General features: G+C 70.8%; 18 protein-coding genes and 1 riboswitch. Of the genes, 11 read left to right on the top strand and 7 right to left on the bottom strand.

Annotation, left to right across the window (positions count from 1 at the left end; all coding sequences use genetic code 11):
• The first annotated feature begins 79 nt into the window (after nt 1–79).
• From AB0F17_RS45100 to AB0F17_RS45110, 3 genes are all read left to right on the top strand, one after another.
• Entirely contained in the window at nt 80–1,588 is a 1,509-nt protein-coding gene (locus AB0F17_RS45100) for a serine/threonine-protein kinase (protein ID WP_358036374.1), read from the top strand.
• The gene (locus tag AB0F17_RS45105; RefSeq protein ID WP_358036376.1) at nt 1,578–3,011 is read left to right on the top strand and encodes a serine/threonine-protein kinase; all 1,434 of its coding nucleotides are present in this window, start codon (nt 1,578–1,580) and stop codon (nt 3,009–3,011) included. Before AB0F17_RS45100 ends, AB0F17_RS45105 begins: the two co-directional genes overlap by 11 nt.
• 74 nt (nt 3,012–3,085) lie before the next feature.
• Nucleotides 3,086–4,588, top strand: a complete 1,503-nt coding sequence (locus AB0F17_RS45110) for a hypothetical protein (RefSeq protein ID WP_358036378.1) — start codon at nt 3,086–3,088, stop codon at nt 4,586–4,588.
• 336 nt (nt 4,589–4,924) lie between these two features.
• On the opposite strand, the gene AB0F17_RS45115 is transcribed toward AB0F17_RS45110, so the two are convergent.
• The 3 genes from AB0F17_RS45115 to AB0F17_RS45125 are packed head-to-tail and all read right to left on the bottom strand — an operon-like array spanning nt 4,925 to nt 7,130.
• Entirely contained in the window at nt 4,925–6,421 is a 1,497-nt protein-coding gene (locus AB0F17_RS45115) for a PH domain-containing protein (protein ID WP_358036380.1), read from the bottom strand.
• Entirely contained in the window at nt 6,418–6,906 is a 489-nt protein-coding gene (locus tag AB0F17_RS45120) for a PH domain-containing protein (protein WP_358036382.1), read from the bottom strand. The genes AB0F17_RS45115 and AB0F17_RS45120 overlap by 4 nt, the downstream gene beginning before the upstream one ends.
• Nucleotides 6,903–7,130 carry a hypothetical protein gene (locus AB0F17_RS45125; RefSeq protein ID WP_358036384.1) on the bottom strand — a complete coding sequence of 76 codons (228 nt, stop codon included), beginning with the start codon at nt 7,128–7,130 and terminating at the stop codon, nt 6,903–6,905. The genes AB0F17_RS45120 and AB0F17_RS45125 overlap by 4 nt, the downstream gene beginning before the upstream one ends.
• Before the next feature lie 111 nt (nt 7,131–7,241).
• On the opposite strand from AB0F17_RS45125, the gene AB0F17_RS45130 reads away from it, so the two are divergent.
• Nucleotides 7,242–8,438 (top strand): histidine kinase, encoded by a 1,197-nt coding sequence (locus tag AB0F17_RS45130; RefSeq protein ID WP_358036386.1) that lies wholly within the window; start codon nt 7,242–7,244, stop codon nt 8,436–8,438.
• On the top strand, nt 8,435–9,091 hold the full coding sequence (locus AB0F17_RS45135) for a response regulator transcription factor (protein ID WP_358036388.1): 657 nt from the start codon (nt 8,435–8,437) through the stop codon (nt 9,089–9,091). Before AB0F17_RS45130 ends, AB0F17_RS45135 begins: the two co-directional genes overlap by 4 nt.
• Here the strand turns inward: AB0F17_RS45135 and AB0F17_RS45140 are convergent.
• Nucleotides 9,066–10,142 carry a phosphotransferase family protein gene (locus tag AB0F17_RS45140; protein WP_358036390.1) on the bottom strand — a complete coding sequence of 359 codons (1,077 nt, stop codon included), beginning with the start codon at nt 10,140–10,142 and terminating at the stop codon, nt 9,066–9,068. The two genes, AB0F17_RS45135 and AB0F17_RS45140, sit on opposite strands and share 26 nt — an antisense overlap.
• Nucleotides 10,143–10,295: 153 nt before the next feature.
• Here AB0F17_RS45140 and AB0F17_RS45145 point away from each other — a divergent pair, with 153 nt between their 5' ends.
• The 6 genes from AB0F17_RS45145 (at nt 10,296) to AB0F17_RS45170 (ending at nt 17,956) form a co-directional block, all read left to right on the top strand.
• Entirely contained in the window at nt 10,296–11,618 is a 1,323-nt protein-coding gene (locus AB0F17_RS45145; protein ID WP_358036392.1) for an NYN domain-containing protein, read from the top strand.
• Nucleotides 11,619–11,717: 99 nt separating this feature from the next.
• Complete coding sequence (locus tag AB0F17_RS45150) at nt 11,718–12,677, top strand: C40 family peptidase (protein ID WP_358036394.1); 960 nt, start codon at nt 11,718–11,720, stop codon at nt 12,675–12,677.
• A 780-nt stretch (nt 12,678–13,457) separates the two neighbouring features.
• Nucleotides 13,458–13,615, top strand: a riboswitch (cyclic di-AMP (ydaO/yuaA leader).
• Between the two features lie 73 nt (nt 13,616–13,688).
• Nucleotides 13,689–14,207 (top strand): C40 family peptidase, encoded by a 519-nt coding sequence (locus tag AB0F17_RS45155; protein WP_358036396.1) that lies wholly within the window; start codon nt 13,689–13,691, stop codon nt 14,205–14,207.
• 118 nt (nt 14,208–14,325) lie between these two features.
• Nucleotides 14,326–15,237, top strand: coding sequence for a hypothetical protein (locus AB0F17_RS45160; protein ID WP_358036398.1), 912 nt, complete (start codon nt 14,326–14,328; stop codon nt 15,235–15,237).
• Nucleotides 15,238–15,248: 11 nt separating this feature from the next.
• Nucleotides 15,249–16,874 carry a M48 family metalloprotease gene (locus AB0F17_RS45165; protein ID WP_358036400.1) on the top strand — a complete coding sequence of 542 codons (1,626 nt, stop codon included), beginning with the start codon at nt 15,249–15,251 and terminating at the stop codon, nt 16,872–16,874.
• Nucleotides 16,871–17,956 (top strand): glycosyltransferase family 4 protein, encoded by a 1,086-nt coding sequence (locus AB0F17_RS45170; protein ID WP_358036402.1) that lies wholly within the window; start codon nt 16,871–16,873, stop codon nt 17,954–17,956. The genes AB0F17_RS45165 and AB0F17_RS45170 overlap by 4 nt, the downstream gene beginning before the upstream one ends.
• Nucleotides 17,957–17,966: 10 nt before the next feature.
• On the opposite strand, the gene AB0F17_RS45175 is transcribed toward AB0F17_RS45170, so the two are convergent.
• Genes AB0F17_RS45175 through AB0F17_RS45185 form a run of 3 tightly spaced genes read right to left on the bottom strand, consistent with a single transcriptional unit; the run spans nt 17,967 to nt 21,045 of the window.
• Nucleotides 17,967–18,884, bottom strand: a complete 918-nt coding sequence (locus tag AB0F17_RS45175; RefSeq protein ID WP_358036404.1) for a carbohydrate ABC transporter permease — start codon at nt 18,882–18,884, stop codon at nt 17,967–17,969.
• A complete protein-coding gene (locus AB0F17_RS45180) occupies nt 18,881–19,753 on the bottom strand; it encodes a sugar ABC transporter permease (protein WP_358036406.1) in 873 nt (290 codons plus the stop codon). The genes AB0F17_RS45175 and AB0F17_RS45180 overlap by 4 nt, the downstream gene beginning before the upstream one ends.
• Nucleotides 19,753–21,045 carry an ABC transporter substrate-binding protein gene (locus tag AB0F17_RS45185; protein ID WP_358036408.1) on the bottom strand — a complete coding sequence of 431 codons (1,293 nt, stop codon included), beginning with the start codon at nt 21,043–21,045 and terminating at the stop codon, nt 19,753–19,755. The genes AB0F17_RS45180 and AB0F17_RS45185 overlap by 1 nt, the downstream gene beginning before the upstream one ends.
• Nucleotides 21,046–21,196: the final 151 nt, after the last annotated feature.

The raw sequence follows: 21,196 nt of genomic DNA on the forward strand, positions 1-21,196 counted from the left end.
GACCATAGAGAGGAAGACCGACAGTTACCCGTTGCGAACGAATAACTGTTCACCTTGATCCTTAGTTACCCTTCCGTTTATGTCCGGGGGAAGACTCGCCAGCCGCTACTCACTGCTGCGGCCGCTCGGCAGCGGCGGCATGGGCAGGGTGTGGCTGGCCAGGGATGAGATGCTCGACCGCGAGGTGGCGGTCAAGGAGCTCACGCTGCCCGACGGACTGCCCGCCAAGGTGCGCGGCGACCTCGTCACCAGGGCCGTCCGCGAGGCCCAGGCCACCGCCCGGCTGCGGCATCCGGGCATCGTCGCGCTGCACGACGTCATCGTCGAGCACGAGCGGCCGTGGCTGGTCATGGAGCTGCTGCGGGGCCGTACGCTCGCGGAAGCGGTCCGAGAGCGCGGGGCGATGCCGCAGGAGCAGGCCGCCCGGATCGGCGCGGCCGTCCTGGACGCCCTGGCCGCCGCGCACGCGCAGGGGTTGCAGCATCGTGACGTCAAGCCGGGCAACGTGTTCCTCACCGACAGCGGCCGGGTGGTGCTCACCGACTTCGGCATCGCCCGGCAGGAGGGGCAGGCGACGCTGACGGAGCAGGGGCTGATGATCGGCTCGCCGGGGTTCATCGCGCCCGAGCGGCTGGAGGGCGAGCCGGGCGGCCCGGCCAGCGACGTCTGGTCGCTGGGGGCCACGCTGTTCACGGCCGCCGAGGGCGGGCCGGCGTACGGCGGCTCGCCGGCCGAGCGGATCAAGGCCACGCTGACGCAGCCGCCTCCGGTCGCGCGCGGCCCGATCGGGCCGGTGCTCGCCGCCATGATGGCGCGTCACCCCGCGGCCCGTCCTGACGTGCGGGCCGCGATCCACGCGCTGGGAGAGGTCGCGGCGGGCCGGACGGCCCGGCTCGCGACGCATCACGACATCACCGCGCCGGCCAGGGTGAAGCCCCGTGGCAGGGCGGTCGGCTGGATCGCCGCCGCGGCGGCCGCGGTGCTCGTGGTCGGTGCGGGCGGTACATACGTGGTGCTGAATGTCCTGAAAAATCAGGGTGAGGTGCCGGAGGCCTTCACCGTCCCCATGAACGTGTGCTCGCTGATCGCCCAGGCGGAGATCGGCGAGCTCCTGCGCACCCAGCAGCCGCCCAAGCCGCAGCCCGGCTCAGACGACGTCGGCCCCAAGTGCGGCTGGCCGGTTCAGGGCACCGGCGTCGGACTGCAGCTCCAGAAGGACTCCGACACCGCCGACCCCTGGTCGATGACCCCGGTGACGGCCCACACGCTGCTGGGCAACCAGCAGCGCTACTGGGCCAAGTACAACGAGGTCGACTGGACCTGGCCGGAGATCGGGGTGAAGGGCTCGCTCAAGGCCAAGCGCACTCCGGTCCGCGCGCTCACCGGCGTCGGTGAGGAGGCGTTCACCTTCGAGCTGACCGGGCCCTCGGGCCGGGTGCACTCCGCTCACATCTACTACCGCCTGGCGAACCTGGTGGTGAGCGTCGAATACACCACGCTCACCACCAAGCCCACCGATGAGGACATCAAGCAGTCCGCGTTGAAGGCCGCGCGGGCCAGCGAGCGGGCGTTGCGCAGTGCAGGCTGACTTCTATCTGCTGGCCGGCCGCTACCGCCTGGTGGAGCGGCTCGGCGAAGGCGGCGCGGGCACCGTGTGGCGGGCGCTCGACCAGACGCTCGACCGGCAGGTCGCGGTCAAGCAGCTGCGGCTGCCGGCCGAGCTGACGCCGCGCCAGCGGGCCGAGTTCGCCGACCGGGCCATTCACGAGGCCAGGTCCGCGGGACGGCTGCGCGACCCCGCCATCGTGCTCATCCACGACGTGGTGCTCGACGGCGACCAGCCGTGGATCGTCATGGACCTGGTCGCCGGGCGTTCACTCGACAAGATCATCAGGGAACGAGGCCCGCTGCCGCCGGAGACCGTGGCCCGCATCGGGCTCCAGGTGCTGTCGGCGCTGTGGGTGGCGCACGCGCACGGCATCCTGCACCAGGACGTCAAACCGGCCAACATCATGCTCGACGCCGACGGCTCGGCCATGCTCACCGACTTCGGCATCGCCACCCCGATGGGCGGCCGGACCGACCGGCAGGGCACGGCGGGCTCACCCGGCTACATGGCGCCCGAACGGCTGAACGAGCATGCCGCCGGCCCCGCCTCCGACCTGTGGTCGCTCGGCGCGAGCCTCTACACCGCGGTGGAGGGCCGGCCGCCGTTCGAGCGCGCCCTGCCCGCCGCCGTGGCCGCCGCGGTGCTGCTGCACGAACCGCCGTTCCCGGCCAGGGCGGGGCGCGAGCTCGGCGGGCTGCTGATGGCCATGCTGGCCAAGGACCCAGCGGCCCGGCCGACGGCCGAGCAGCTCGGCGAGCGGTTGAGCGGCGCGCCCGCCCCCCGCGCCGGCCGGCGCCGATGGTGGCTCGTGCCCGTCGCGCTGGCCGCCGTCGCCGTGGTGGGCGTGGGCGGCTGGTACGGCCTGGCCGTACTGAACGGGCCGAAGGAGACGGGCAGGTTCGCCTCCGCCCCGGACCCGTGCGGGCTGATCGGTGACGCGCGGGCCGGGCAGTTGCTGAAGGGCACGGTGCAGCGGGTACGCACCAGGGCGGGCGAGTGCGTGTGGCAGGTGCGCGACGGCTCCCAGATCACCCGCTCGATCACCGTACGGACCAGGGCCGAACAGCCCGACGCCGACTACAGCGGCCCCGCCGTGGCCCGGCTGCGGTTCGACAGCGAGCACGGCAGCCGCGCCGCGGGGAAGGGCACGGTGTTTCGCAAGACCACCGGTGCCCTGGCCGACGTGCCCGGTGTGGGGGAGGCGGCGTTCGTCCAGGACTCCTTCGAGTTCTATATGAGCAGCGTCGAATCCGGCCGATCGGACAGCACCCTGCTCTTCCGCGCGAGTAATCTCGTGGGCGAGGTCATCCTGCACCGCGAGGATGTTCCGCCGAACTCGCCGGCTGACAGGAAGACCGCGATCGAGTCCGCGCGTGTGGTCACCGCGACGCTGAACAACTGAGCCTCTGCAAGCGCCTTGCAAGTGGTGTCACTAGCATGTTTTCCCCTGAGTCAGGGCAACCCCAGGAGTCCCTCGTGAATCCCGGTAGCGCGTTCGAGCCGCCGACCAACCCCTATCGGATCCCGGGCAGGCAGTTCGAGCAGCCGACCATGCCGCCGGGACCGCCGGGGCCGCCGCCGCGCCCGCCGCGCAGGTCGTGGATCCTGCCGGTGGTGGCCGTCGCCGTGGTCGTGCTGATCGCGGGCGGCGCGGGCGCTTACCTGGTGTACGGGACGGTCGCCCGCTCCACTCCCTCGGCGGGGACCAAGCCGGTCAAGCCGCCCGTGTCGGCGGCGGCCGCGGGGCTCGACGTGTGCTCGATGCTGCCCAAGAGCGAGGCCGAGCGTCTCGTGCCGCAGGCGACGGTGGCCAAGAACTCCCGGGACTCCGACTACACACTCTCCTTCACCTGCAACTGGGTCAACCGCCGCATCTCGTTCGGCGAATACTGGCGCAGCCGGGAGGTCGACGTACGCGTCGAACAGCACCGCGGCGACGGCGCCAAGACCGGCCGGACCATGGCCCAGAACTCCTACGACCTCGACTACGGCAGCGGCAAGTACGCCGAGACGGCCAAGCCCACACCGAAGAAGGGGGAGAAGGAGTACATCTCCCCGATCAAGGACGTGCCGGGCATCGGTGACGCCGCGTACGCCCAGTACACCTGGCGCCGTTCCGGCAAGCTGCTCTGGTACTCCTTCGGCGAGGCCCACGCCCGCGTCGACGACATGACGATCGAGGTCAAGTACCAGGCCGACCAGCAGCGCAAGGACGCGCTGGTCCTCAGCAACGCGACCACCCAGTCGGTCACGGAGGCCAACGCGATCCGCGAGGCCGGCGGCGTGCTCGGGCACATCGCCAAGGGCATCGCCGCGTGGAAGGCGCAGCACCCGAACGTGCTGGCCCAGCCGGACAAGGCCGCGGTCACCACCACGCCCAAGCCCGAGGCGACGCCCTCGCCCACCGTCCTGGCCGTCTTCCCGGCCGCCTGCCAGGGCGTGACCGGGCCGGCCACCCGGCTGGTCCCCTCGCCCACGCCGCGGGCCCGCGGCACTGAGGCGGGCGGCGACGCGCAGACCGAGTGCCGGTGGCTGAACCTGGACATCCCCGTGGGCGACGCCGTCAAGCGGATCCGCAGCGCGCTGATCACCACGCACCGCTTCACCAACCGCGCCGGCGTCGAGGACGCGCCCGCCGCCCGCGCCTACTACACGGGCCAGCGCGGCAGTCGCGGCATCACCGCGGGCTCTTCGGTGGGCGGCATCACCGTGAGCAAGCTGTCCGAGGTCAAGGGCCTGGGTGAGGCGGCCTTCAGCCAGTACGTGCAGATCATGCACGGCGACACGTACGCCGCCACGGGCACGGTGCTGCTGCGGCAGGGGGCGACGGTGATCGTGGTCGACTACTCGGGCGCCGAGCGGCCCAAGGACGAGCCCGCCAACTCGCCCAAGGTCAAGCTGATGGCCGACAAGGAAGCCCACGATGGCGCGCTCTCCCTGGCCAAGGCATACCTGGCCAAGAAGCCGATCGGCAGCTGACCGCCACGGCAGCTGACCGCCACGGCAGCTGACCGCCACGGCCGCTGACCGCCCCGCCAGGGCGTCCAGCGGCCACTGTCGCGGTCCGCGAGGCCGGTGGCGGTCGCCAGGACGAACGGCGTCGCGCCGGACGTCTGGGGGCCGCTCAGCTCTCTGTGGCCGGTACGGAGCGCCCGGCGCAGGCCGCTCACCAGGCGAGATGTTGACGGCAACGGTTAACAAGGCTGCAAGTGGCCTGCAAGTGCGGCACATAACGTTGTCCCCGAACAGCAAATGAGCCGCGTGGTCTCGCTTGTCCAGGACAGGGGCATGGGCAAGGCGGGGGAGATCCGCGGCTCACTGTTCTTCCCTGTCGAGGAAGGGCTCCAGCAGGCCGGGCACGGCCCGCGCCGCCAGGTCGAGCCCGTCGCCCGTGCCGATGTCGACCACGTCGTAGTGCCCGTCTCCCGCCGCCGTCGTCGCCGAGAGCGTGAGCAGGCCGGCGCGGCGCTGGAAGAACGACTGCTCGATCGTCCAGCCGACGATTCCGCTCCTGTCGAGCGCGACCGTACGCCGTGCGGCCGAGCCCCTCCTGGTCACCAGATGGCGCGGGTCGAGCGCGTGGCCGAGCCCCCGGTAGGCGTCGCCGGCCAGCCACAGGCCGGCCGGGAACCCGATCGCGAGCACGGCCGCGGGCCAGATCCAGCCGCCCGGCCACGCCCACAGGAGCGGTGGCAGCGCGGCCAGCGCCGCGACGGTGGCGAGCGCGCGCACAACGCGCCTGCGCCGGGCCGCCACCGGATGCGCCACCAGCCCGGCCCGCCACGGACCCGCCGCCGCCTCGGAGCGGCCCAGGCTCGCGACGCGGTCGGCGATCTGCTCGGCCAGCGCGCGGGGGAGCGGTGGGGTGAGCGCGGCCACGTCCTCCGTCTCGTTCTCCGCGGCCTTGCCCAGCCCGGTGGCGACGGCCTTGACCCGCGCTCCGCCGCCCAGCCGCAACAGCAGCGGCTCACTGAGTTCCACGCCGCGCAGCCGCCGCTCCTCCAGCGTCAGCGACCGGCTGGTCAGCAGCCCCCTGCGCAGCCGGAGCCGGCCAGGCTCGCGCTCCAGCCGGTAGCGCCCCCACGACTCGGCGAACAGCAGCATCGCGCCCGCCACCCCGACCACCACGTTGGCCGCCACGAGCAGCGGCACCGCCGACCACGGCCGCCCCGTGACCCAGCCCCAGGCGTCCGAGGCCGTCCCTGTGGTGAACAGGTTCACGCCGAACGCGTCGAGCAGCTTGTAGAACGCTCCCAGCACCAGAGCGCCGCCCGCGAACGACCACACCGTCAGGGGCGCGTACCAGATCCAGGCCCACCGCAGCTCCGCCACCGCGCCGCCGTCCCCGAGCGGGACCGCGCCGGTCCGCAGCAGGGTACGGCGCAGTTCCTCGGCCTCCCGCCTGGGCAGCGGATCCAGGGTGAGCTCCGTCCCCTCGCCCGCGTGCTCCCCGGTGCCGACCTTGACGACGGTCAGCCCGAACACCCGCCGTACCGGATCCGCCCTGAGGTCGACGCTGCGCACGCGGTCGCGCGGGATCGAGCGGTGCTGTCGTACGGCGATGCCCGAGCGCAGCTCAAGGCGCTCCGTGGTGAGCCGCCACCGGGTCGAGCGGAGCCGCGCGACGTCGTACGCCAGCACGCCGGCCACGATCAGCGCCGCGGCGCCCGCGCCCGCCGCGACCGTCGCGCCGGCCGGCCAGTCGAGCCCGATCAGCGCCCGCGCCAGGACGGTCACTACGGGCGCCACGATCGCCAGGGAGAGGACCGACGACGCGCCCAGACTCCGTGAGGAGAGCCTCCGCCAGCTCACGTCGCATCACCCGGCGTGGCCTGGGTGATCGCGGTGAGCCGTTCCGCCAGTTCGGCGGCCAGCTCATGGTCCAGCGCCTCGATCTTGATCGCGCCCGCGGCCGAGGCGGTGGTCACCGTGACGTCGGCCAGCCCGAACAGTCGCTGCACCGGCCCCCGCGCGGTGTCGACCGTCTGGATGCGCGACATCGGCGCGACCCGCCAGGTGTGGGTCAGCCAGCCCTTCCGCGTGTAGACGGCCTCGCCGGTGACCTCCCAGCGCTCCACCCGGTAGTACGCGCGCGGCGCGGCCACCGCCAGCACCAGGCAGCCCGCGGCGAACGCGGCCGTCACGACCCCCAGCCAGACGGGCCGGCCGGTGAACAGCCAGTAGGCCGCCACCGCGGCGGCGGCCACCGGCCCTGCCAGGAGCATCGCCTGGACCGTCCACCAGGAGATCGCCCGCCTGTCCGCCTGGTTGCGCGGCGGACGCAGGGTCGTGCTCACGTCCGGTCCGCCTTCCCGCGCATCGACTCCGCGGCCGACAGCAGCACCAGGCCGAGGACGCCGATGACGATGGCGGCGAAGATCTCGCGGCCTTGGAGGAACGGCAGGCGGTTGACCAGCAGCAGGTCGTGGGCCCAGCGCCACCAGCCCAGCAGGGTGTTGCCCACGCCGCCGACGCCTTGGATCACCAGCAGCCAGCCGGACACGTCGAGTATCGCCTTCATGCCACCCAGCGTTCCGTGCGCGGCATCTCCGGCGCCTCGGCCGTAGGTCTCGGCGGGTATCGACTTTGGTCGCTGTCCCCCGGCAGGGGGAAGGGCCTAACCTCGGGGAACGTGACGGAATACCGGTGGGTGCTGCCCTCGGTCCTGCTGGGGGACGGCGACGAGCGGCGTCCGGTGCGGCGCTCGACCCGGGACTGGATCGTCGACGTCCTGATGTTCCTGGCCGCCTGCGGGCTGACCTTGCTGACCTTGCCGGACCTGGAGGGTCAGCCGACGCCCGTGGTCGCGATCGAGCAGGTGGTCGGCGCGCTGGCGTGCGCGGCGGTGTGGCTGCGCCGCAGGTGGCCGGTCGCGCTGGCGCTGGTGACGTCGGTGCTGTCGGCGTACCTGACGCTGGTGGGCGGGGCCGGGGTCGTCGCCCTGTTCACCGTGGCGGTGCACCGGCCGTTCAAGATCTCCGGCCCGATCGTGCTGCTCAGCCTCCTGACGCTGGTGCCGTTCTCCATCCTCCGGCCCGACTCCGAGGTGGGCGTGCTGGGGCAGGCCATCATCGGGACGGCCATCGTGCTGACGGTGTTCGCCTGGGGCATCGTGGTCCGGGCCAGGCGGCAGCTCATCTGGTCGCTCAGGCAGCGCGCCGACATCGCGGCGGAGGAGGCCAAGCGGCTCGAACGCGAGCGGATCGCCAGGGAGATGCACGACGTGCTCGCGCACCGCATCTCCATGCTGAGCCTGCACGCGGGCGCGCTGGAGTTCCGGCCCGACGCGCCCGCCGAGGAGATCGCCAGGGCCGCCGGGGCGATCAGGAGCAGCGCCCACCACGCGCTGCAGGACCTGCGCGAGGTGATCGGCGTGCTGCGCCACTCGGCGCCTTCGGCCGGCGACCCCGTCCCCGACCGCCCGCAGCCCACGCTGACCGACCTGCACCCGCTGATCGAGGAGTGCCACGAGGCGGGCATGGAGGTGGACCTCGCCCTGGACGCCGGTGACGCGCCGGAGGGGCTGGGGCGCAACGTCTACCGCATCGTCCAGGAGGCGCTCACGAACGCGCGCAAGCACGCGAGCGGCGCTCCCGTGACGGTCACCGTCGCCGGCGGTCCGGGCGCGGGCCTGACGACGGAGGTCCGCAACCCGCTCCGCGTACGGCAGATCACCCGCATCCCCGGAGCGGGAGCCGGGCTCATCGGCCTGACCGAACGGGCCCAGCTCGCGGGCGGGCGACTCGAACACGGCGCGACCCGGGAAGGCGACTTCCTGGTGCGCGCCTGGTTACCGTGGCCGGTGGAGACTTCCCGGGAGGACACATGACCGCGCCCATCCGCGTACTGATCGTCGACGACGACGCCCTGGTGCGCGCCGGACTGTCGATGATCCTGGGCGGGACGGGCGACATCCGGATCGTGGCCGAGGCGGGCGACGGTTCCGAGGTGCCGCCGCTGGTCGCCGAGCACCGGCCCGACGTGGTGCTGATGGACATCCGGATGCCCGACGTCGACGGGCTCACCGCGACCGAGGCCCTGCGTACGGCCAAGTCGCCGCCCGAGGTGGTGGTGCTGACCACCTTCCACGCCGACGCCCAGGTGGTGCGGGCGCTGCGGGCGGGGGCGGCGGGCTTCCTGCTCAAGGACATCCCACCGCGCGAGCTGGTCGAGGCGATCAGGAAGGTCGCGGCGGGCGAGCCGATCCTGTCGCCCGCCGTGACCCGCCAGCTCATCGCGCACGTCTCCGACGGCGGCGCGGACCGGCGTACGGACCGGGCCCGCGGGCTGCTCGACCGGCTCAGCGAACGCGAGCGGGAGGTGGCGCTGGCCGTCGGCCAGGGCAAGTCGAACGCCGCCATCGGACGCGACCTCTACATGAGCGTGGCCACGGTCAAGGCGCACGTCTCGCGCATCCTCACCAAGCTGGACCTCAACAACCGGGTGCAGGTCGCGCTCATGGTGTACGACGCCAGCCTTTGAGCATCCGCTCGATCGTGGCCCGGTGCAGCACCAGGTCGTCGGGGTCGTCCGGCATGGGCTGCTCGCCGAAGTGGATCCGGCGCTGCCACACCCTGGCCATGATGACGCCGTGCCGCAGCGCCGCGTACATCTCGTAGAACTCCATGTCCCGCGCCAGATACCCCGTCAGCTCCCGATATTTCCCGCAAATATCGGTGCGGTGCATGAAGTCCGGGATCCCGGGCATGCCGACGGACTCCGTGAGGTCCTGGAAGAAACGGTGCAGGAAGATCATCCATCCCAGATCGAGCTCGCGCGGCCCCACCGCCGCCATCTCCCAGTCGAACACCGCCACCGGCGTGAAGTCGCGATACATCACGTTCCCGATACGGGCGTCACCCCAGCAGAGCACGTCGGGCCCCGGATCGGCCGGCCAGTGCGCCTCCAGCCAGTCGAAGCCCCGCTCCAGCAGCGGGATACGCGTCGCGCCGTGCGCCCACTCGTAATAGGCGTACTGCTCGTCCACGTGGCGGCGCAGCCCGCCCTCGGGCAGCACGGCCAGGTCGTGCGCGGTGAACGGCGCGTCGTGCAGCGCGGCCAGGATCGCCACCGTCGCGTCCTGCAGCCGGCGCCGATCGTGCGGCGCCGCGTCGAGCAGCCAGCCCTCGAAGGTGTACGGCAGGACGTCGGGTGGTACGTCCCCGTCCTCCCGTTCCATCACGAAGAACGGGGTGCCCAGCGGACCGGGGTCGGGCTCGAACCAAAGGGCCCTCGGTGCTGGGATTCCAGCTTTTTCCCTGGCAGAACGCATGATCTCGAACTGGGCCCGCAAGTCGTACGAAGGGAAAACCGGTACGGCTTCCTGGGCGGGCGCCATCCTGGCCACGCACCGGGTACGCTCTCCGGACCAGGACGCGGTGAAGAAGAGGGTCTCGCTCGACATGCCGTTTCCCGTGGGCCGCGACAATTCGGAGACCGTCACCGGCCGGCCGACTTGTTCACTGAGCCAGGCTCCCACCCGATCGCGCAGTTCATCCAGGTCGCGGGTGGAGGTACGCATCTGATCCGTCACGGTCGGCCTCCAGGGTGAACACCGGGTGAACGCGGTCCCCGGCACAGTCGTATACCCCTAGCAAGCGCTTGTCCATACACGACCTGCCGTTACGGTCAGGTACACGACAGCCGTACCCTTGTCTGAAAGGGCATGTCACGAAGGGACCGTGGGATGAGTTCAGCGGGTGAAGGCCTGTCTCGCCCGCTTCCCGAGCAGGTGAGACTCAACGTCGTCGATCTGGCGGCGCAGGTCCTCGGGTCCATGCCCGCTGCCACGATTCCGCCGCCGCTGCGCGGGATCGCCAAATTCGATCCGCGCAAGCGCGCCAAGCTGGGCAGCGCGCCCATCGCCGCCCAGTTGGAGAACGACAAGGAGTTCCGCGAGGTGGTCGCCGAGTCGGTGGCCGCCGGATGGCCCGAGCTCGTCGCCTCGCTGGTCGAGGGCAACGTGCCGCCCGCCGCCGACCCCGTGCTGGTGGCCGCCGCGGCCTACCTGACGCGCCCGGTCGGCTGGGCGGAGATGGTCGAGGCCGCCCGGGCCGACCTGGAGCAGTCGGCGGTCGCGGCCGAGGGGTCCGAGCGTGAAGAGGCGGTCAACCGGCTGCGGGAGCAGCTCGCCGCCCAGAAGAGCGCCGCCAAGGAGGAGTCCGATCGGCTGCGCGAGCAGCTCAGGCTGGCCCGCGCCGAGAACGCCGACCTGCGCCGCAAGCTCCACGACGCCCGCGAGCGGAGCAAGACCGCCGTACGCCGCGCGGAGGAGATGGAGCACGCGGCCGACGACGCCAAGTCCGCCGCGTCGGCGGCGGGCAGCGCGGGCGAGTCGGAGCTGCGCAGGCTCCGCGAGCGGCTGGCCGACGTGGAGAAACAGCTCGAAGCCTCGCGCCGGGCCGCGCGCGAGGGCAGGAGCATCGAGGACGCCCGCGTCAGAGTGCTGCTCGACGCGCTGCAGGACGCCTCCGCCGGGCTGCGCAGGGAGCTGGCCCTGCCCACCATGATCAGCAGGCCCGCCGACTCGGTCGCCGCGCTCACGGGCGAGCGCCCCGGCGTCAGAGGCGTGCCCGCGCGCGCCCTGGCCGACGACGATCCGCAACTCCTCGACCAGTTGCTCGCGCTGCCGCAGGTGCATCTGATCATCGACGGCTACAACGTGACCAAGACCGGTTACGGCACGCTGACCCTGGCCGATCAGCGCACCCGGCTGATGACCGGCCTCGGCGGGCTGGTCGCGCAGACCAGGGTCGAGGTGACCGTGGTCTTCGACGGCGCCGAGCTCAACGCGCCCGTCCAGGTGGTGGCACCGCGCGGCGTGCGGGTGCTCTTCAGCGCGCCCGGCGAGATCGCCGACGACCTGATCCGCCAGCTCGTCCGGGCCGAGCCGCCAGGACGGGCCATGGCGGTGGTCTCCTCCGATCGCGAGGTGGCCGAATCCGTCCGTCGCATGGGAGCCAGACCGGTTCCGTCAGGTCTGCTGTTGCGCAGGCTGGGCCGCGCCTAGATTACGAATCGGCCGTTCAGGTAAAAGCACACCCGCCACTTCTGTACCATTTCGCCCCAGATGTATTCCCTGGGAGGCGACACTGTGAGGTTTGGCCGGGTGCCACTGGCTGCGGGTCTCGCGATCGGGCTGCTGCTGTCCCCAACGAGCGAGGCACTGGCCGCGCCGAAGCCCACGATCAAGCAGGCGAAAGCCAAGCTCAAAAAGCTGAACGACAAGGCCGACAAGGTCGTCGACCGTTACAACACGGCGACCGAGAAGTACAAAACGGCCCAGGGCGAGTACGGCAAGCTGAACGCGAGCTACAAGCGCAAGCTGGAGACGGTCGCCACGCTGCACGCCCAGGTGGTCGCGATGGCCGTCGACACCTACAAGCTCGGCCCCGACGCCGGCTCCTGGCCCACGATGGTCGGCCAGCCGGACCCCACGGGCATGCTGGGCAGCCTGGCGCTCGCGGACCAGTTGTCGCAGGAGAAGCTGGAGCGGCTGGTGGCCTTCGACCGGGAGAACCGCGGCCTCAAGGACGAGCGCGACAAGGCCGAGACGGCGCTGCAGGCGGCCGACAAGGAGCGCGACGGGGTCGAGAAGGAACGTTCGGAGGTCCGCAAGCTCATCGCGCAGCAGAAGAAGCTGCTCGACAAGCTCGGCGCCTACAAGACCGGCGACCCGAACAGCACCGGCATCAAGTACACCGGCGCGGCCTCCGGCAACGCCGCCGCGGTGCTCAGGTTCGCGTACGCGCAGGTGGGCAAGCCGTACGTGTTCGGCGGTACGGGGCCGCGCGGCTGGGACTGCTCGGGGCTCACCCAGGCGTCGTGGCGCGCGGCGGGCGTCTCGCTGCCCCGCACCACCTGGCAGCAGTGGGCCTGGGGTTCCTCCCGCAAGGTGGATCTGAAGGATCTGCAGCCGGGGGATCTCATCTTCAGCTCGGGGCTGGGGCATGTGAGCATTTACGCGGGCAACGGGCAGATCGTCCACGCGCCCCAGACCGGCGACGTGGTCAAAGTCGTCACCCTCTCCTCCTACGGTGGCAGCCTGGTGGGGGCCATCCGCCCGTAGCGCTTTTGCTGAGTTCAAAAGCGTTATTTTTCTGTACGGCCAAGCACGGTGGGCCCCGCCCGCCGTGCGGGGCCGGGGCCTGTCCAGGGGCACGCTCCTCCGGTGGAGACGGCTGCGCGCCGTGACGTGCGCATTCTTGGCCCCGGTCCGTGGATTCCGGCGCCCGGGGTCGCGTGCTGAAGAGTGATAAATGCCACGTCGGTGTCCGTGTTCCCGGCGTGTGTGGCGAGCTCAGCGTGGCGCGTCTGGCGCTCTGAGTGAGCGTGGCGCGCGTGCGCAAGGCGGGGTCGCGGCGTGGCCCACATCGACCATACCGGCGGCGGGGTCATGCTCGGCGTGCTTTTCGCATGCTCGCCGAGCCGCGACGGCCGACGGGGGCCGTACTTGTCCTGGGATCTCGGCCGGAGATCGTCGAGGGTTCTTTGGATCTAGGGCGAATGGTGTTCGGGGGGCTGCGACCGCTGTGACCAGCGATCTGGTGCTAACGGGACCAGTGGTGCAGAAGTGACGAATGGGACCTGACAGATCGAGGTATCGTCAAGTGTGAGAAGGGTCACATTTGCGTAACATAAACCGCTGCTCCATCTGGGATTGCGGTCCTGACTGAGGGGTCTGCCTGATCCTGACAACCCCATGACGCCTTTGCCAGTTCGTTACTTAGGGCGTAGCTTCTGGCCTCGCGGCGAACAAGCCATGGCGTCGCGGCTCTCCATCGGGTCTCCGATGTGGACAGATAGAAAAACCGTTCGGTCACCGCCATTTCCCAATGTCACCAATTGCGGCGGTGGCCTGCCGAATCCGTGCAGCCAGGAGCACGGAACCGGGGACCCAGCGATCCCGTCCCAGGGATCAGGGGTGAATCGGCGCTTATCGCGCCGTAGGGCGACTTCCAGGCCCGAATCCGTCAGCTAACCCGGTAGGCGTTCGTGGAAGATCCAAGGAGAAATCCTGTCTACCTCCCCCTATAACCCCCGTCTGTCCCGCCTTGCCCTGAGTGGCGCAGCACTAACGATGACCGTGACGGCCGGAGGTGTGGTCCTCCACGCCCCGACGGCGCAGGCGACGACGGCGCGCGAACCGGCCAGTGTTTCCCGGACGACCACCACGGCGGGTAAGACCGTCAAGTCCGTGAAGAAGACCGCGCACCAGACGGCGGTCGCTCGGCAACAGGCGAGGGCCCGCACGGCCGTATCCGTGGCCAAGGACCAGCTCGGTGACCCGTACCGTTACGGGGCCACAGGACCCGGTTCCTTTGACTGCTCCGGTCTCGTCCAGTACGCCTGGAAGAAGGCCGGCGTCAAGATCCCACGCGTGACGAACAGCCAGTTCGCAGGCATCAAGAAGAAGGTCTCCTGGAAGAATCTGAAGCCAGGCGACCTGCTGTTCTTCCATGGGCTCGGCCACGTTGGCATGTTCGTCGGCAACGGCAAGATGATCCATTCGCCGAGAACAGGTCAGACGGTGCGCATCGAGAAGCTCAACGGATGGCGCAAGGCGTCGTTCGCGGGCGCGGTGCGTCCCGGTCTGTAAGGCGGTGCGTCCCGGCCTGTATGACCGTCACGAAGGTCCCGTCCCGCTGGGGACGGGACCTTCGCGCATTTTCCCGTGACGGCCGGTCTCCCGCGGTGGGCGACTACCATCGGGGAACGTGTCCGTGCAGGTGAGCCGCCGAGTCGTGGTGGCGGGGGTGCTGCTCCTGGCCCTCGCCTCGGCCAGTGCCGTCCCGCACCGGGCCACCGGGACGGGTGACCTCGCGGCGACGGTTCGTGACCTGCCGTCCGGTGGTCGTGAGCAGCCTGTGGCGGGTCGCGGCCCGACGCCCGGTGATCGCGAGCTCCCGGCGGAGGCGCGGGGCCTCTGGGGTGACGGGGCGGATGTCGTACGAGGTGCGCGTTCGGTCGTGGTCGGTCACCACGCGGCCACCGAGCTGCTTCGCGACCTGGCGCGCAGGGCCGACGCCGCCGGGACGCGTGTCTCCGCCGTGCTCGGACGGCCGGTGCGGCCCGTGGTGCTCGTGCCTGGTTCGACGGCCGAGGCCGCGCGGGTGGCCGGGGTGGGGAGTGTCGCCGGGCTGGCGGCGGTGGCCGATGGCGGGCGGGTCGTCGTGGTGCCCGAGTACTTCGGCCGGCTGACCCCGACCGGGCGGGACGTCGTGCTCACCCACGAGCTCACCCACGTCGCCGCCGGGACGGAGCGGCTGCCTGTGTGGCTCTATGAGGGGTTCGCCGACTACGTGGGCTACCGCGACGCGGGGCTGCCGGTTCGGGTCGCCGCCGCTGAGCTGGCCGCCGAGGTGCGGGCCGGGCGCTTGCCGGGCGGGTTGCCGGGGCCTGAGGCATTCGCACCCTCTTCCCGGGACCCTGTACGGCTGGCACGGGCCTACCAGGAGGCGTGGCTGGCGTGTCGCTTCATCGCCGAGCGGTTCGGTGAGGGGACTCTGGTGAGGCTCTACCGTGATGCCCAGACGGGTGGCATCGACCGGGGGCTCGCCAGGCTCGGGCTCTCGGCAGGGACGTTGACGGCACGGTGGCGCGACTACGTGCGGGACCAGCTTGCGTAAGGGGAACGCGGATGGACGATCTGCAGAGCACCGACAACATGCCGCCTGACGACGACGCGGACCCCGCCGCCCGGCACCCGGGCTCACAGCCCGGTGAGAACGCCGCGCTGCCCGAGCCGCCCGGCCCCGGCGCCGTGTCGACTGGGCGGTCCGATGGAGACGACGTGCCGTTCGGGGCGGATGCCGGGCCGGCGGGGTCGGATACCGCCCCGGACACCGGGCAGACCGCACCGGGTGGGTGGGCCGCACCAGATGGGGGCTCCGCATCGGGCGGGCAGGCCACGCCAGGGAGGCAGGCCCCGCCAGGGAGGCGGGCCACACCTGACGGGAACGCCGCGCCAGGGGGACAGGCCATGCCGAGCGGGAACGTCGCGCCAGGCGCCCCCGCTACGCCCGCGCGTGCTGGGACCGGTTGGGCCTTGGTCCTGCTCGGGGTGGTGATCCTGGTCGTGGTGGCGTTGGCGACGCCGTGGCGGGTGATGCCGCCGGGCACTCCCACCGTGCCGCCGGATCCGGCGCGTGACTTCAGTGCGGGCGAGATCGCCAGGGCCGCCGCGTTCGACGCCGCCACCAGCGTCCCCGGGTACCTGTCGCTCGGGCTGACCGTGCTGTTCGCGGGGTTGCTGGTGCTCACGCCGTTCGGGGCCAAGGTGCTGGGCGGGCTGCGCGGGCCGTGGTGGGTGCGGGTGGTGCTCGGGGTGACGGTGCTGACCGCGATCGTGGAGGCGGTCCGGTGGCCGCTGGGCGTCTGGTTCGAGGTGGTGCTGCGTGACTACGGCCTGTCCACGCAGGACTGGGCCGGCTGGACCGGGGACCGGCTCAAGGGGCTGGCCGTGGGCGTGGTGCTGCAGTCGATCATGGTGCTGGTCGTGGTGGCGCTGGCCAGGAAGGTGCGGCGCTGGTGGATTCCGGCCGCCGTGGGGGCGTTCGCGCTGACCCTGCTGGCGTCGTTCGTGTATCCGGTCGTGTTCGAGCCGTTGTTCAACGACTTCCGCCCGATGCCGCAGGGCGCGCTCAGGGTGAACCTGATGACGCTGGCCGAGCGCGCCCACGTCCCGGTCGGGGACGTGCTGATCGCCGACGCCTCACGCCGGACGAACGCCCTCAACGCCTACGTCTCCGGCTTCGGCGCCACGCGCCGGATCGTCGTGTACGACACGCTGCTGCGCGCCCCGCAGTCCGAGGTCGAGCTGGTCGTGGCGCACGAGCTGGGCCACGCCAAGTACGGCGACGTGCTCGTCGGCACGCTGATGGGCGGGCTGGGCGCCGCGTTCGGCGTGATCCTGCTGTTCCTGCTCCTGGGAGTGGTACGGCGGCGCACGGGCATCGTCTCGGCGGCCGACCCGCGGGCGGTGGGCGTGATCATGGGCTTGCTGAGCCTGGCCACGGTCATCGTGGGCCCGGCCCAGAACCTGATCAGCCGCCACATCGAGGCCCGCGCCGACCTCCACGCCCTGAACCTCACGAAGGACCCGGGCACGTTCCTCTCGATGCAGAAACGCCTGGCAATCACCAATATTTCCGACTTGTCGCCGGATCCGGTGGAATATGCGCTCTATGCCTCGCACCCCTCCGGTCCCGAGCGCATCGCCATGGCCCGGGAGTGGGCCGCGCTGAACGGTCAGCCACAGCCGTGACCGGTGTGCTCATCGTCACGAACGACTTCCCGCCCAGGCCGGGTGGCATCCAGTCGTTCGTGCACGGGCTGGCCCTGCGCACGCCCGGCGTGGCCGTCTACGCTCCGGCCTGGCCGGGGTGCGCGGAGTTCGACCGCCGTCAGCCGTACCGGATCGTCCGTCACCCCACCTCGCTGATGCTGCCGACCCGCGCGGTCGCCCGCCGGGCGGCCCGGCTGCTGGCCGAGGAGGGGGCGGACACGGTGGTGTTCGGCGCGGCGGCCCCGCTGGGGCTGCTCGCGCCGGGGTTACGGGCGGCGGGCGCGCGGCGCGTGGTGATGCTCACCCACGGCCATGAGGCGTCGTGGGCGAGCGCGCCGGTGTTCCGGGCGGTGCTGCGCAGGATCGGGGAGCACGCCGACGTGGTGACCTACCTCGGCGAGTACACGCGCGCCCGGCTGGCCGCCGCGATCCCGGCGGCGAAGCTGGTACGGCTGGCGCCGGGCGTGGACGCCGGCCAGTTCCATCCGGACGCGGTCAGGGCCGAGCTCGGACTGGACGGCCGGCCGGTGGTGGTCTGCGTGTCCAGGCTGGTGCCGCGCAAGGGCCAGGACCAGCTCATCAGGGCCTGGCCCCTGGTGCTGCGGGCGGTGCCGGAGGCGGTGCTGCTGCTCGTCGGTGGCGGGCCGTACCGCGAGAGGCTGGAGAAGCTGGCGCGGGGGCAGGAGTCCGTCCGGTTCACCGGCACGGTCCCGGCGGGGAGCCTGGCCGGTTACTACGCCGCCGCGGACGTGTTCGCGATGCCGTGCCGGACCAGGCTGGGCGGCGTCGACGTCGAGGGGCTGGGCATCGTGTTCCTGGAGGCGTCGGCGAGCGGCCTGCCGGTCGTCGCGGGCGCGTCCGGCGGCGCCCCGGACGCGGTACGGCACGGTGAGACCGGCCTCGTCGTCGACGGCACCGACGTGCACGAGGTGGCCGGAGCCCTCATCGAGCTGCTCGGCGACCCGGAACGCGCCCGCAAGATGGGCGCCCGCGGCCGTGACTGGATCGTCGGCGAGTGGGCCTGGGACCTGGTGGCCGCCCGCTTCAGCTCTCTCCTCTAGTCCTTGATGTCTAGCCTTTGGTGGCCCCCAGGGTGAGCCCGGCGACGAACTGCTTGTGCAGCATCTGGAAGACGATCAGTGTCGGCAGCGCGACCAGCATCGACCCGGCGGCCAGCAGGTTGTAGTCGGTGAAGAACTGGCCGCGCAGGTTGTTCAGGGCTGAGGTGACGGGCAGTTTGTCGCCCGACGACATCAGCACCAGCGCCCACAGGAAGTCGTTGTACATGAAGGTGAACTCCAGCGTGGCCAGCGCCGCCAGCACCGGCCGGCACAGCGGCAGGGTGAGCTGCCAGTAGCGGCGCCACACACTGGCCCCGTCGACCAGCGCCGCCTCGGTGATCTCCTCCGGGATCGTGCGCATGAAGTTCGACATGACGAACACGCAGAAGCCGAACTGGAACCCCACGTGCACCAGGATCAGCCCGAGGTAGGAGTCGTACAGCGACTGGGAGTCCGACAGCCACGACGGCAGCGGCACCAGCGTGTAGAGGGTGTAGAGCGGGGTGATCAGCACCTGCGGCGGCAGCAGGTTGCCCGCGGTGAAGGTGATCAGCAGCGCCTTGCGCCCCGGGATGCGCAGCCGCGCGATCGCGAACGCCGTGAACGACGCCATGAACAGTGTGATCAGCACGCCGGGGATCACGACGATCAGCGTGTTGAGGTAGTAGCGCGGCAGGTCGGCCTGGCTCCACGCCTCCCCGTAGTAGTCGAGCGTCAGGTGTTCGGGCAGCGAGAAGTAGCCCAGCCGGGACGTCTCCTCGTACGGCCGCAGCGAGGCGTAGACGGCCAGGGCGAGCGGCAGCACCCAGCCCAGCGCCACCACGCTCAGGAAGGCGTACAGCAGGATCCGCAGCGGCCGCACCGGGCGGCGCACCGGAGACCGCCCGTCCTGGAGCTCGCGGGTCGTGGCGGGCGCGGTGAGCGTCATCGGTCCTCCTTGAACAGCTGCGAGAGGTAGACCACGATGAACCCGAGCGTGATCACCAGCAGGATCACCGCGATGGCCGAGCCGAACCCGATCCGGCTCGCCTCGCCCACGATGTTCTCGGTCACCAGCACCGACAGCAGTTCGAGGCCGTTCCTGCCCTTGTTGATGGCATAGACGATGTCGAACGCGCGCAACGCCTCGATCACCGTGATCACCAGCACGATCACGTTGACCGGGCGCAGAGTCGGGAACACCACCCGGAAGAACGCCTGCGCCTCGCTGGCCCCGTCGATCGCGGCCGCCTCCTTCAGCGCGGGATCGACCGCCTTGAGCCCCGCCAGATAGATGATCATGACGTATCCGACGTGCCGCCACGCCGCCGCCACCATGACCACCCAGATGTTGATCGACCGGTCGCCCAGCCAGTCCACCTTCAGCCCGGTCACCACGTTCAGCACGCCGTAGTCGGAGGAGTACACGAGCTGCGCGATGAACCCCACCACGGCCAGCGACAGCACGACCGGTGTGTACAGGGCGCTCTGGTAGACCCGCGACAGCTTCAGCCGCCGATCCAGCAGCACCGCGCAGAACAGCCCGAACGGCGTCGCGACCAGGCCGAGGAAGCCCAGCCAGAGCACGTTGTTGCGGATGGCCGACCAGAACGGCGGATAGTCGTTGACCAGGTCGACGTAGTTCCGGCCGCCCACCCACTCCATCGGCCCGATGCCGTTCCAGCTGGTGCCCGACAGCCCGATGGAGGCCAGCGTGGGCCCCCAGATGAGGCCCACGTTGACGATGATGGCCACCCCCAGCCCGATGACCAGGATGGTCACGTCGCGGGCGGAGTAGCGACGGGTCTTGGTGGCCATCAGCGGAAGATGTTGGCCTTCTGCTTCTCGATGCTCACCAGTAAGGAGTCGATCTCGTTCGGCTTGCCGACGAAGGTCTGCAGCGACGGGATCATCACGGTGGAGGCGAAGTCGGGCCGGGTGTCCCGGTCGAGGAACTGGGCGATGTGCGTCGCCTTGGACACCAGCTCGGCGCCGCGCTTCTGCAGCGCGCTGTAGCCGCTGGTGTCGCCCTTGGAGCTGGCGGCCAGCGTGCCCGGGTCCAGCTTGGTGGCGATGTTCTGCGACGAGCCCTGGGCGAAGTGCTTCAGCAGCGCCTTGGCGCCGTCGACGTTCTTGGCCTTGGCCGAGATCATGTAGCCGTCGATGGGCGCGTCGATGGAGTCGGTGCCGTAGGCCGGATTGATCTCGGGGAAGGTGAAGAAGTCGAGGTCGTCACGTTCGCTCTCCGGGAACTGCTGGGCGACGAACATGCCGAGCAGATACATGCCGGTCTTCTTCTGCTGCAGCGACTGCCCGGCCTCCTCCCAGGTCCGGCCCAGCGCCGCGGGCTGGTGATACTCCATCAGGCCCCGCCAGGTGTCGAAGACCTGCTTGACCTTGGGGTCGGTCCACGACTCCTTGCCGGCCATGAGCGAGATGTGGAAGTCGTAGCCGTTCGTCCGCATGTTGAGGATGTCGAACGTGCCCATCGCGGGCCAGCCGTCCTTGTCGGCGAACGCGATCGGGATCAGTCCGTCGGTCTTCATCTTCTTGGCCAGCGCGGTGAACTCGTCCAGCGTCTTGGGCACCTCGTAGCCCTTCTCCTGCCAGACGCTCTTGCGGTAGAAGACGGCCCATGGGTAGTAGGTGAACGGCACGAAGTACTGCTTGCCGTCGGACCCCGTCGAGGCGGCCTTCATGGCGGGCGTGTAGTCGCCCCCGATCTCCCGCCACACGTCCGAGATGTCCGTCGCGAGCCCCTGCTCGGCGAAGAACTGCATGCGATAGCCGGCGAACCAGGTGAACACGTCGTCCGGCGTGCCCTTGAGGTAGCGGTTGATGTTCTCCTGGAACGTGTTGTGGTCCACGGTGTTGATCTTCACCTGACCCTGGGTGAAGCCCTTGATCACCGAGTCGAGAGACTTCTTCGGGACCTCGTCGGAGTAGTTGGAGCCGAGCGTGACCGTGCCCAGGTTTCCGGCGGACTTACCACCCGGCGGCGCGGCCGTGGGCTCGCTGGAGCCGCAGCCGGCCAGCACGGCGGGGACGCCGAAGGCGGCCGCCGTGCCGAGCAGTAGGTTGCGACGGGAGATCGGCAGACGTTGGACCATGGTGGTTCCTCCTTGCCCGGACCCTCACATTCCCCCGAATTCGCTCGATTTCCTTCAGAGAAGAGCACACTTATCCGGCTGTCAACGCACGATTTGGTGTCGGTGTCCCCCGAGAACCATCACAACCGAGCACGGGCCTTGAACTCCGCAG

It is taken from the genome of Nonomuraea sp. NPDC026600 (assembly GCF_040638335.1).
Classification (GTDB): Bacteria; Actinomycetota; Actinomycetes; order Streptosporangiales; family Streptosporangiaceae; genus Nonomuraea.